The following is a 12,816-nucleotide window of genomic DNA, read 5'->3' as shown; positions in this document are numbered from 1 at the left end:
TTTACTTTAAAATTAGATAGTTAAATGTTTTTTAGTTACCAGTTCACGAGCAAATATACGCGTATGAAGGTCGGTTTCTAAATAATTATTGAGACTTGGCTCGGGAATGAAGGTCAGATCAGACATACACTGCTCAATCACATCACTCATTTCCAGAAATCCAATCTGATCATTAAGGAAGGCATTAACCACCACTTCATTGGCTGCATTGATGATACAAGGCATATTCCCACCACTTTTCAAAGCTGAATAAGCAAGTCCGAGGTTGCGGAAAGTCTCCATATCTGCCTTGGCAAAAGTAAGTTCAGGATAATCCAGAAAGTTAAACCGTGGAAACTTGCTTTCTATACGCTGAGGAAAAGCCATCGCATAATGAATCGGCAATTTCATATCAGGCAAACCCATTTGGGCTTTCATAGAACCATCGTTAAACTGTACCATGGAATGAATAATGGATTGCGGGTGTACAATTACATCAATCTGGCTGATATCCAGGTTAAACAGCCATTTGGCCTCAATGACCTCCAGCCCCTTATTCATCAGGGATGCAGAGTCTATTGTGATCTTGGCACCCATTACCCAGTTAGGATGTTTCAGCGCCTGCTCCTTTTTTACCTGCTTCAAAAAATCACGGTCTTTTCCTCTGAAAGGACCGCCTGAAGCAGTGATATATATCTTTTCTATGTTATCCAGCTCTTCACCTACCAGACATTGATAGATAGCAGAATGTTCTGAATCTACAGGAATAATTTTCACACCATTGGCCGCTGCCAAGCGGGTAACCAGCTCTCCGGCTACAACAAGTGTTTCTTTATTAGCAAGGGCGATAGTTTTTTTGGCTTCAATAGCGGCAATGGTAGGCTGTAAACCTACGGAACCCATTAGCGCAGTGAGTACCATATCTGCATCAGGCAAAGCCGCAGCTTCACATAAAGCAGCTTCACCACTCAGCACTTTTATCGGTTTGCCGGCAAGCGCAGCTTTCACTGCCGGATATTGCGCCTCATCACCAATCACAACCAGCTGAGGTTTAAACTCCAGTGCCTGCTTTATCAATAAAGCAGCATTAGACTGAGCCGTTAATGCGATGATGGAGTATAATTCAGGATTTGCCCTGATTACCTCCAGCGCCTGGGTACCAATAGAGCCTGTGGACCCGAGTATCGTTATATTTTTCAAATCTTATGGGTCAAATTAATCAGGCCATCTGCAATCTTTCTGTCGTTTGACAAACGGGGGACTTTATTCTGTCCTCCCAGCTTACCTTCAGAACGCATATACGTAACAAATGCATCTTTCGGCAATGCCTTTATGATCAGCGGCTGCAAAATTTTACCTTCTATAAGGTCAAAGTAATAAATATTTTTCTTTTGCAAAGCCTTATCTACTTTTTTACTGAAGGCTTCCATGTCTTTGGGCGGATTAGAAAACTCAATCAGCCATTCATGATAAGGTAATTCTCCCGCAGCAGGGTTAACCTGTGGCGCTACGGTAAACTCTGTGATCCCAACGCCTTCTTCATTGGCAACAGATAAAAGCGACTGCTCTACTTCTTCGCCGATCACGTGTTCTCCAAAAGCCGAGATAAAATGTTTGATACGCCCTGTTACATAAATCTTATATGGATCTTTAGAAACAAATTTGACGGTATCACCGATGCTATATCCCCACAGCCCGGCATTGGTATTTAAAATCAAGGCGTAATTTTTATCGAGTTCTATGTCTTCCAAACTCAAACGCGTAGGACGTTCGTTATAGTACTCGTCGGCAGGAATAAATTCATAGAACATACCTGCTTTGGCCAGCAGCAACAAACTTTTATCCTGCTGGCTATCCTGATAAGCGATGAACCCCTCCGATGCAGGATAGGTTTCTATGGTATCAACTTTCCTGCCTATGCTGGCTTCAATCTTCGCCCGGTAGGGTTCGTAATTCACCCCGCCATACACAAAAAGCTGGAAATTTTTAAAGATATCTTTGATCTGTTTCCCTCCGGATTTTTCTGTCAGGCGATCAAAATACATCTGTACCCAGGGTGGGATACCAGAAATCACCGTCATATCCTCGTGATACGTTTCTTCAACAATAGCATCTACCTTTTGTTCCCAATCTTCAATACAATTGGTGGCATAAGAAGGCATCCTGTTTTTTTGCAGATAAGCAGGAACCAGGTTAGCTACAATACCGGATAAACGGCCTGTTTTAATCCCATGTTTTTCTGTCATCACAGGACTTCCCTGCAGAAAGATCATTTTCCCGTTCACAAAGTCGGCATTGCCTGTTTCATGCACATAGGTGAGCAGTGCATTACGTGCTGCCTTGATATGTTCAGGCATAGATTCTTTTGAAATTGGAATATACTTGGCACCCGATGTAGTTCCGGAAGTTTTAGCAAAATAGGCAGGTTTGCCCTTCCATAGCACATTTTCTTCGCCGGCAACTACCTTATCGATATAAGGCCTCAGCTCCTCGTAATCTCTTACCGGAACCAGCCGCTTAAAATCTTCATAATTCCTGATTTCCGAAAAATGATGGTCTTTCCCAAAAAGTGTATCCTTTGCCGCATGGATCAGCTGTTCAAGAGTTTCCTGTTGTGCCGCCACTGCATTTTTTTTCCATCGCTCTGCTCCTTTTACAACAAAGGCAGCAAAGGGTTTACTTAATGCCGCTTTTAATCCCATAAACTGGTTTAAACTATATTGTGAATAATATCCGGTTCTGCGTCTCCATCATATTCGCTCATCATTTTACGGTAGGCGATGGTTAGCGCTACACTTGACAGGGGCACGATAAGAAACGAACTCATGATATTAACAAAAAATGCAATAACAGGCCATTGCAGGTAACTGAGGAAAAGGTACAGTACATGAAAACCTCCCAGCACCAGCAGCAGCAATAATATTTTAGTGAAATTCCCTTTGGTAATAGCCAGACTAAACTTTAAAGAGCCAAAAGGGGGCTGATTTTTATCGATGATAAAAAAGGGGAAGAAAGAGATCCGTACCCAGGTAATAAAGATCGCTACTACACCTACCGAGATAGCGATGTTAGTGATCACAGGCATACGGATACCGGTATAAATAAAAGGAAAAGCAACCAGGATCACCACTGCATATACACCAACAATGGCCAGCATAAAATACAAACAGCCTACTATAAAGCGGATGATCTGCTGACGTGTGGGCAGGGTACTTACAATGCTCACCTCGTGTTCCTCATCATCCAGCAAATGAAAGATATATTTCAGCATGGATAAATTGATGGTAAAATACAGCAGTACAAAAAAGAAAGCCATCAATGCACTGAGCGCCTTATTGACATCTTTCAGGAAAAATGCCATCAACCCTGAAGCATTGGAAGTAATGAACATCAGAAAGCAAAGGGTAGCAATGGAAAAATAATTCCGTTTGGTTACTTCCCAGGCCTTACCTATCACTTCATTTACTACAAAAGTGCTCTCTTTTAAAAAGTTTATCATTGTCATTTAAGTACTATTCTTTTGAAAAAATCCTGAATAAACCCTAAGCCATAGGCCGTTAATTGAATAAATGAGGATATAATGCTCAAAAATGCAACTTTTAATGATTTATTAAGGATTAGGGAATGGAAAAATATCAACATAAAGTATACCAAAAGGAATACGTTACCCACAACAGCGAGTGCTGAATGAAAAATATTCAGCAGGATGACGCTGATAATGCCCAGGGTGAAGACCGCAGGAAAGAAATGTACCAGTTTAAGTTCAGCTGGAAAATGTTTATAAATATTAATTCTTGCGCGTCCAAAAAAGTGGATCTGTTTATAAAACTGGATCAGGCTTGTCCTTCTTTTATGAAAAACCCTGGCTCCGGGAATCAGCCCGATCTTAAAACCATGTTCGTGAATGCGGATGCTGTATTCAATATCTTCGCCCAACCTGGTGATCTTAAAACCGCCAGCCTTTTCCCACACTTCCCGGGAAACACCCATATTAAAGCTTCGTGGATGAAACTGACCCACATGGTTTTTGTTTCCCCTGATTCCGCCTGTGGTAAATACCGAAGTCATGCCATAACTGATTGCTTTCTGCACCGGGGTAAAACTATCGTGCGCAGCATCCGGTCCTCCGTAAGCATCAAGGTGGTGCTCATACAGATAATCTTTTACGATCTCCAGGTAATCTTCAGGAATGAGGCAATCTGAATCAAAAATAACGAAATAATTACCCCTGGCCCTTTCAAAGCCATAATTCCTGGCAAAGCCCTGTCCCGCGTTCTCCTTATAAAAGTACTTGATATCCAGCTGCTCCGCATATCCTTTTACAATCTCCTCTGCCGACTGTGCAGATCCGTCCTCTATCACCAATACTTCAAACTGGGTATAAGTTTGCAGGGCCAGTGTGGCCAGCAGTTCGTCTATTTCCTGCGGTCTGTTATATAAAGGAATAATGATAGAGAAGAACATGGATTAAAGTATTTCTTTTTCGATCAGGTATTGATTACGTTCTGATGCATTTCTGGTAACCAGTTCGGCCACAAAACCTGTAAGAAACAGCTGTGAACCCAATATAATAGCTACCAGGGCAATATAAAAACCTGGCTGTGCCGTAATTTCTCTTTTGATAGGCAGGTTTATGGAAATATGGTACAGCTTTTCTCCAATGATCCATAAAGCCATAATAGTTCCGAAAAGGAAACTCAGCACGCCCATAGAACCAAAAAAGTGCATAGGCCTTTTTCCAAACTTTCCAACAAAAAAGATAGAAAGCAGATCTAAAAATCCATTGATAAAACGGCTGAAACCAAACTTGGTAACCCCATACTTCCGGGCACGGTGTTCTACCACCTGCTCCCCTATTTGTTTAAAGCCTGCCCATTTTGCGATTACCGGAATATAACGGTGCATCTCTCCGTAAACTTCTATGGTTTTCACCACATCACTACGGTAAGCTTTTAAACCACAATTGAAATCGTTCAGCTGAATGCCCGACATCCTGCGGGTAGCTGCATTAAACAATTTGGTAGGGATAGTTTTGGTAATTGGATCGTAGCGTTTTTTCTTCCATCCAGAAATAATATCCAGCTTTTCCTCATTCAACCTGCGGAACAATTCTGGTATTTCATCAGGGCTATCCTGCAGATCGGCATCCATTGTGATGATCACATCGCCCTGCGACGCCTCAAAAGCTACATTCAGCGCAGCAGATTTTCCGTAATTACGTCTGAATTTAATTCCTTTTACTGCCGGATAAACCATTTTTAACTCCTCGATCACTCTCCATGAGGTGTCTGTACTACCATCATCTACGAAGAGGATTTCATACGTAAAGCGGTGTTCCGACATCACCCTGGCTATCCAGGTGGTCAGTTCAGGCAGTGATTCTTCTTCATTATATAAGGGAACGACAACAGAAATATCCATGCAGGTATAATGGGCTTAACAATAACGTGCAAATTTTATCAATTAAAATGATAAAACCTGCACGTTGTATAATTTATCTTAACAGGGAATATTTAATCTTCCAAATTTAAGGGCGGTACTTTCTTGAAGACAAAGGCACCAATAAGACTAATGATCAGTCCGTAAATTGTATAAGAGATAGCGGCGGCACCAGCAATAAAGATCCCCATGTAAGGGCCCATCATGTGAACACCTTTGACTGCCTGCTCAGGGTTATCCATTTTCTCGGCTGCACTAACAGAAACATCAATCAGATGGTCCAATGCGGGACGGTCGAGCACTTTATAATACAAAACCATCAGTATACCAATAAATAAACCCGACGTAGCCCCTACCCTGAAACCGGTAGAAAAGGCCCTTCCAAAACTCATATATCCACCCAACTCTTCCCTATGCCGCATCTGTGCATAAATTACGGCCATCACAAATGGCCCGTAAGACAATAGCGAACTGATAAATTTGGTTAACGGTTTTACATTTTCTACTTGTACATCAATACCCAATACCTTAAACAAATAAATTAATGCCAGGGTATAAATAGAGAAAACAATTGCAACCTGAAAAGCCAGTTTATTGGGTCTAAGCTCTAATTCTTTAAGTTGTTGTTCCATGAAATGCTTAGTTCTTCTCGTTGAAAACAGCGATCAATGCATATACAGCAGTGTCGAATTCTTTATTGGCACTAAATTCTTCCAGATCTTTAAAAGCCTGCTCATTAGCTTTGGGCTGGTTAAAGAAACTCATGAAAGGCACAAACAGCTCTTCCATTTCTTCTCCCAGGTCAATCATACCTTTATGGCTGCAGATATCTTCGATACTGCTATCAGCCAACTGCTGATTACTGATCAGGTCTTCATAGATATGGAACTCATCCTGGAACTCATCTTCTTCTACCAGCAGGAATTCCCTTAAGAAATCTCCCAGTTCAGGTTTAATCTGCTCATCATGACATTCGTTGATGTACAACAGCAGGTTTAAGAGTTCTGTACCGCGGTCGATAGTATCTTCTTCGATATCTGCCCACTCATCGGTATCCAGGTAATCTTCTTCCAGTTTTTTGATATCGCTGGCGAAAAAATTGATCATCAGCAAATCAAAGAATACTTCTCTCAATTCATCAAATGCAGGATATTCATTAAATACCTCATCAAACTCTTCTACTTTTTCCAGGAAACCCAGGTCTTTATTAAAAACATCAGTCAGGTCTTGCTCCAGTTTAACGGAATCATTACCCGAAATTGCTGCGAATTTATCTAAGGAGGCGATCAGAGCGCTTTCTACTTTACTATCCATATACTTGAAATTGATTATTGTTATACACTAGTTTAACTCTGCCCGTCATGGTTTTGTTTAACAAAGGGGTATTCCGCGACTTAGAGTAGTTATTTTTATGGTTATACTCCCATTTTTCAGTCAGGTTGAACAGCGTAAAATTAGCTGCCTCTCCTACTTTAACAACAGGTACTTTTAAATTAAGCAATTTTCTTGGATTAACAGAAAGCTTTTCGGCAATTTGTGAAGCATCCAGCCCAGCCCTTACCAATAAAGGAAGAACGGTCTGCAGGGCAATAATGCCATAAGCAGCGATCTCAAATTCTACATCCTTAAACTCAGGTTCATGCGGACGGTGCTGTGAAGATACTGCATCGATGGTTCCGTCTTTCAATCCGGCCAGCAAAGCCCTGTTATCGGCTTTACCGCGTAAAGGAGGTTTCACTTTATAGTTACTGTCGAAATCGTTCAGCAACTCCTCTGTTAAAACGAGGTGATGCGCAGCCACGTCACAAGAGATCTTTACACCATCCCTTTTCGCCTTTTTGATCAGTGCTACGGATCCGGCAGTAGATATATTACTGATATGTACAGGTGCCTCGTGATAAGTAGCCAGAAAGATATCCCTGGAGATATGCATTTCTTCTGCCAGTCCCGGCATTCCTTTCATCCCTAAAAGCACACTGGTTTTACTTTCATTGATCTGCGATTTGCCTGCGATAGATTTGTTTTCAGGATAAACCATCAGCAAACCGTTGATGCCTTTGGCATATTGCAGGGCACGGCTCATAAAACCATCGTCTGTGATGGGCTTCGTTCCGTCAGAGAAAGCAACGGCGCCGGCACTTTGCATATCAAAAAGCTCTGCCATTTCTTTTCCTTCCAGATCATGGCTGATAGCCCCTACCGGGTGTACATCAACCAGGTTATTTTTAGCTTTATTGATAATATATTCTACCTGTGCCTTAGAATGTACTACCGGTTTGGTATTCGGCAATACGGCCAGTCCGGTAAACCCACCTGCCTGTGCCGCAGCAGTAGCTGTTGTGATATCTTCTTTGGTCTCAAATCCGGGATCGCCGATAGAACAGTTCAGATCGAAAAACCCGGGCGCTAAAAAAGCACCTGTGCCATCTGCCTGTTCTTCATCTTTCATGGGTTTTAATGCGCTGCCAATTTCAACGATCTTTCCCTGTGCCACACGAACATCGCATATTTGATGATTAAACTCGCTGTTCGGATCGGCAATGGTAACACCTGTGAGGAGAAGGTTCATGTTTTATATATTTTTTTTGTTAAAAAATCGAATCAATAGGACTTCTGTAGCTAAAAAAACAGCACACAAAACTAGACAAAGTTTCCATAACTCCGTGTGGTTATTTTCCACAGTTAGCGGTGATAAATTGCCTTGTGGACTGCTAATCGCTAAATTTTTACTGTTCAGTACCTGCTTAAGTTCTTTATCAGTAGTATAATGCCGGTCAGATTCAACCCGGCTTTCATTAAAAGCATCAACGCCCAGCAAAGAATCTGTTTTTAATAAATTATAGAAACCAGCGGCCCTGATCTGGTCGGCAATATAAAGTAATGTCTTCCCCGGCACCTGTCTGATTTCCGGAATAACTTCCTGACTGCCTGAAACCAGTCGCAGTGATTGACTGGGACTTAGGCTTAGCTGTGCGGTGGACAACAGGTTATCTTTCCCCACCGTATAATATAAAGGCTGCTCCTGTCCGCTGGTAAAAGCGATCTTATACAATAAAGGTACAAAAACAGGATGCTGCGGCAGGTTACTGTCGTCTGCTTTCAGTGAAGTGGCCGATAAATAAAGCTGTCCGGCGCCGGAGCGATAGCGGCTGAAAAACGGCCTGTCTGCTGGTAGTTCCATCAAATCTTCCCTATTATTGCTTTTTTCGTAAACGAAATAGCGATTTACTTTGGGCAGGTCCAGTTTAGAAGGAATTTCTTCAAATACATCGTTAAAAAGGTTACTCTTCAGGTCGATACTTTTCACTGTAACCGTGTCCCTGTTGAGCGATTGAACAGAGGGGAGGGACAGTTCCCTGAGAAAAGAAGAAAATAAAACAGGGTTTACATCCAGATCCGGAAAGATCACTGCTGTGCCTCCATTTTTGATATAGGTTTTCAGCTGCTGGGCCAGACCGCTGGATGGCGATTTTAATCCAGAAAGGATAATGAGCTGGTAAGCGGGAAAATCAGAATAAACGATGTTTAACTCCGGCATCGTATGCAGCTTAAAATAGTGGTCTGCTGCAAACAGTGAACTGATATGTTTTTCTGAAGGATCTCCGCTGATATGCAGGATATTCATTCCCGTGCCCACTTTAAAAGTGAAATTTAATACATTATCAAAAGTGACAGGAAAATCTTTTATGGTGACTATTCCTTTCTGCCAGCCCGCAGAAAGGCCGCTAAAGCTGAGTGTATCATTGATCGATTTACCTGCGGGTATATCCAGGCTGGACAAAGCTTTCTGCTGGTTGTTGATCAGCAATTTTAAGGGAACACCTTTTCCTCCTTCTTCTCCATAATTATGTAACTGAACCACAAATTTTTCCTGCCCGTCGGGCTGATGAACAGGAGACAAAGACCAGATACTGTCCACAGCAATATTAGGCAGTGCATTTGCACTTAACCGGATCAGGGAAAGATGGGCATTGGGATCAGTAACCAAAGCTGTTCTTCCTGTAAACTGGCGCTGAAAATCGGAAAGGATATACGTATAAAGGTTTCTTTTTCCAGGTGCTGCTAAGTGCTGCCGGTTGATGACCTGCTGTAAACTGCGCTGAACGGGAGAGATTTTCACTTCGTCTATCAATGCAGATAACTCTTCCCTGTCGGCCAGACGCTGGTGACGGCCTTCAAAATCATTGGTCGTTAGCTGAAACCTGTCATTCGGAGAAAAACCCCTGGTAATTTCTTTTGCTTTCCTTTTGGCTTCATCCAACAGGGTTCCATCTTTATTGACCCCTTCCATACTATAAGAATTATCGATATAGATATTCACCAGGTTTCCGGATTCAGGATTTCCTTCAGCACCAGAAGACAAATAAGGTTTTGCAAAAGCGAATACAAGAAATACAATTGCCAGTATCCGGCTAAAGAGGATCAGCAGGTTACGCAACTCTTCCCTTGAAGATTGCTGCTCCTGCACAGCCTTTAAAAAAGATACATTACTGAAATATACCTTCTTGAATTTCCGGAAATTAAATAGATGAATAAGGATAGGAATGGCTACCGCCAGCAGTGAAAAAAGAAAACCTGGGTAGAGGAAATTCATTAAAAACCAAAGGTAGAAATATTATCTGAATTTTTTCATCGCATCATATAACGTTTCATCCAAACCATAGATATCGCTGCGGTATTGTATCGCTCCGTTTTGCAGCCACGCTGTCCTGTAATTGATAAATACCGATATATTTTTCCTGGTGTTAAACCACTTTGGTTTCAGCTGAAATACATTTACGGTATCTGCTTTTTTGGCCAGTTTCTTTTTGAACACATCCATTCTGGTGGTATCTAAAGGAGGAAGGCCTACTTCCATCCGCAGCTGATCAAATTCATACTTATCATTTACCAGCTTTTCTGCAAATTCCAAAGGTTTCTCTACCCTTACACAGCCATGGCTGATGGCGCGGTTGGAAAGGTTAAAAGCCGATTTATTATTGGTATCATGCAGGTAGATGCTGGAACCATTATCAAATATAAATTTGAATTTACCCAGTGCATTTCCTGCTCCTGAGCCTTGTTTAAACTGGAAAGGCAAATGTGCACGGGAATATTTTTTCCACTGGATGGTATCCGGCTCTGTGATCAGCTGTCCCTTATAATATACCTTCATATTGCTGTTGGATAAATAATAGGGATCGCGGCTGGCCTGATTATAAATTTCACTCTGCGCAATACTCACTGGAATATTCCATACCGGGTTGGCCTGTATAGCATTAAACGTACTTAACAGGATTGGTGTCTGGTGATTTTTAGGCTTGTCATCCAGGTCCTGGCTTGCCTGGTAAACTTTCATTTTATCTTCATAACCTTCCTCACGTCTTCCGCCTACACAAACTTTCATGTGGATCACCGTATCCTGTTTATTAAACCAGGTGAGGGAGAAATCGGGGATATTTACTTCTACGTACTCCTGGCTTATCCCAGGAATCTGCCATCTTAACCTTTCCAGGTTAGCTTCAATAGTTTTAATGGTATCCGCATTTCTCGAAGGGTCTTTTTGCAGCGTAGCCAGCGTATGCTGTAAAGCCTTATAATTTTCAGACTTCGGCTGGATATCGTTCAGCAATTGGGCAAGATCTTTCGTTTCCAGCACCTTGTCCATGCTGGTATTATCAGGTCTGGTGGTACTGACATAATATCTGCTCAATATCTTTTTAGGATTCACACTTCCATAACCGATAAACGTATCGTATTTGAGCAATGAAGATGCACTGGTCAACTCCAGGTCGGCAATGACCGGATAAACCTCTGCAATGGAGTGAAATTTATTAGCTGACAGTTTTGTCAGCAGTTCTTCAAGCGCTGCTGTACCGAATTGCCGGGAGTTAAATCCATGTTCGGCACTCCTGCTCAGATAGCCTTTTAGTGTATCCAATTGCCCATTGATAAAAAAACGGGTAACTAAATCTGTTCTGTGGTCTTTGTTGGCATAATAAATTCCAATTACTTTAGAATTACTCAGTGAAGCCTGCAGTGAGTCAAAATGGCGGGTAAAAACTACATTGTATTCGGCAGTATCAAAATCCTTATATAACTTATCTTTAAAATGTTCGGATAAAATCTGACCTACCTTTGGAGTGGTTTTAAACCAGTTACAGGCAGATAGGAAGAGGCAAAGGGGTATTACGAGGCAAAGTACTTTTTTCAAAACTTGTGTTAATTTAAACAATCTGTGGTGTGAGCGATATGATCTTCGCTGGGCTACTCAAAAAAAATGCCATATATTTTTTGATTTTTGAATTCTATCTATATATTTGCACACCTCAGTGTGCATAGCATTATTGAATAGAGACAAAAAAAATTATAATGAACAAACACTTGAACCATCACTTACATTTGCACCATCGCCAGTTATGGCGATAGATATGTAATGTTTTGTACTTCAAAACTTGTTTCCAAATTATTTTCATGTTTTATTCAATAATTTCAATCAATTGAAAACACTTAAAATTGCTATCCAGAAATCTGGAAGGCTAAACGAAAAATCTGTAGAAATACTTAAAAACTGTGGTTTATCATTCGAAAACTACAAAAGCTCCCTGATATCGACTGTAACAAACTTTCCTTTAGAAATTTTATTCTTAAGAGATGATGATATTCCTGAATATGTTCAGGATGGCATTGCCGATCTGGGTATTGTAGGCGAAAATGTAATCACTGAAGTGAGTGCAGATGTAAACTACCTTCAGAAACTGGGATTCGGAAAATGTACTTTAAAAATTGCTATTCCTAACGATAGTGAGATAGCTGACATCAGCGGACTGGAAGGTAAAGCTATCGCAACTTCTTACCCCGTTATCCTTGAAAAATACCTGAAAGATAATAACGTAAATGCTGTAGTACGTACCATTTCAGGATCAGTTGAAATTGGCCCGGGACTGGGATTAAGTGACGCAATCTGCGACATTGTCTCTACAGGCGGAACATTAAAAAGCAATGGATTAAAACCATTTGCTGAAGTGATGAAATCTGAAGCGGTATTAATTGGCAGCAAAGGCATAGAACTGAATGAAGATGTGATAGAACTGCTGCAAAGAATCCGTTCGGTACTCCATGCAAAAGCAACAAAATACGTAGTACTGAATGTTGCTAAAACCAATTTGGAAAAAGTGGTAAGCTTACTGCCGGGTGTTAAAAGCCCTACCATCGTACCTCTTTTTGAAGAAGGATGGGTAGCTGTGCACTCAGTTATTGCAGAACAGGACTTCTGGGAAAAGATCAACAGCCTTAAAGCTGCAGGTGCAGAAGGAATTGTGGTGATGCCGATTGAAAAAATCATTTCTTAACCTCTCTTTATCATAAAGCAAAAAAAACTATGATGAGCTTTTAAGAAATGAAGGCTTATGGTGGATT

Annotated in this window: 11 protein-coding genes; 1 reads left to right on the top strand and 10 read right to left on the bottom strand. The window is 41.3% G+C overall.

The window, feature by feature from the left end; genetic code table 11:
- Window positions 1-12 precede the first annotated feature (12 nt).
- The 10 genes from GSQ84_RS00570 to GSQ84_RS00525 form a co-directional block, all read right to left on the bottom strand.
- Window positions 13-1,179, bottom strand: a complete 1,167-nt coding sequence (locus GSQ84_RS00570) for a 1-deoxy-D-xylulose-5-phosphate reductoisomerase (RefSeq protein ID WP_158795303.1) — start codon at window positions 1,177-1,179, stop codon at window positions 13-15.
- Window positions 1,176-2,681 carry a GH3 auxin-responsive promoter family protein gene (locus GSQ84_RS00565; protein WP_158795302.1) on the bottom strand — a complete coding sequence of 502 codons (1,506 nt, stop codon included), beginning with the start codon at window positions 2,679-2,681 and terminating at the stop codon, window positions 1,176-1,178. The genes GSQ84_RS00570 and GSQ84_RS00565 overlap by 4 nt, the downstream gene beginning before the upstream one ends.
- 8 nt (window positions 2,682-2,689) lie before the next feature.
- A complete protein-coding gene (locus GSQ84_RS00560) occupies window positions 2,690-3,478 on the bottom strand; it encodes a hypothetical protein (RefSeq protein WP_158795301.1) in 789 nt (262 codons plus the stop codon).
- A gap of 2 nt (window positions 3,479-3,480) precedes the next feature.
- The gene (locus tag GSQ84_RS00555; RefSeq protein ID WP_158795300.1) at window positions 3,481-4,443 is read right to left on the bottom strand and encodes a glycosyltransferase family 2 protein; all 963 of its coding nucleotides are present in this window, start codon (window positions 4,441-4,443) and stop codon (window positions 3,481-3,483) included.
- A gap of 3 nt (window positions 4,444-4,446) precedes the next feature.
- Complete coding sequence (locus tag GSQ84_RS00550) at window positions 4,447-5,400, bottom strand: glycosyltransferase family 2 protein (protein WP_158795299.1); 954 nt, start codon at window positions 5,398-5,400, stop codon at window positions 4,447-4,449.
- A 92-nt stretch (window positions 5,401-5,492) separates the two neighbouring features.
- On the bottom strand, window positions 5,493-6,050 hold the full coding sequence (locus tag GSQ84_RS00545; protein WP_158795298.1) for a DUF4199 domain-containing protein: 558 nt from the start codon (window positions 6,048-6,050) through the stop codon (window positions 5,493-5,495).
- A gap of 7 nt (window positions 6,051-6,057) precedes the next feature.
- Window positions 6,058-6,732 (bottom strand): hypothetical protein, encoded by a 675-nt coding sequence (locus tag GSQ84_RS00540; RefSeq protein WP_158795297.1) that lies wholly within the window; start codon window positions 6,730-6,732, stop codon window positions 6,058-6,060.
- The gene (locus tag GSQ84_RS00535; RefSeq protein ID WP_158795296.1) at window positions 6,725-7,987 is read right to left on the bottom strand and encodes a dihydroorotase family protein; all 1,263 of its coding nucleotides are present in this window, start codon (window positions 7,985-7,987) and stop codon (window positions 6,725-6,727) included. The genes GSQ84_RS00540 and GSQ84_RS00535 overlap by 8 nt, the downstream gene beginning before the upstream one ends.
- 3 nt (window positions 7,988-7,990) lie before the next feature.
- Window positions 7,991-10,012: a BatA domain-containing protein gene (locus GSQ84_RS00530; RefSeq protein WP_158795295.1), complete on the bottom strand. Its 2,022-nt coding sequence runs from the start codon at window positions 10,010-10,012 to the stop codon at window positions 7,991-7,993.
- Window positions 10,013-10,033: 21 nt separating this feature from the next.
- Window positions 10,034-11,611, bottom strand: a complete 1,578-nt coding sequence (locus GSQ84_RS00525; RefSeq protein ID WP_158795294.1) for a L,D-transpeptidase family protein — start codon at window positions 11,609-11,611, stop codon at window positions 10,034-10,036.
- Between the two features lie 286 nt (window positions 11,612-11,897).
- Between GSQ84_RS00525 and hisG the strand changes: the two genes are divergently transcribed.
- The gene (hisG, locus tag GSQ84_RS00520; protein ID WP_158795293.1) at window positions 11,898-12,749 is read left to right on the top strand and encodes an ATP phosphoribosyltransferase; all 852 of its coding nucleotides are present in this window, start codon (window positions 11,898-11,900) and stop codon (window positions 12,747-12,749) included.
- Window positions 12,750-12,816 lie beyond the last annotated feature (67 nt).

The organism is Pedobacter sp. L105 (assembly GCF_009765875.1).
In the GTDB taxonomy this organism is placed as follows: domain Bacteria; phylum Bacteroidota; class Bacteroidia; order Sphingobacteriales; family Sphingobacteriaceae; genus Pedobacter.
This window is presented reverse-complemented; position numbering and strand designations above follow the sequence as displayed.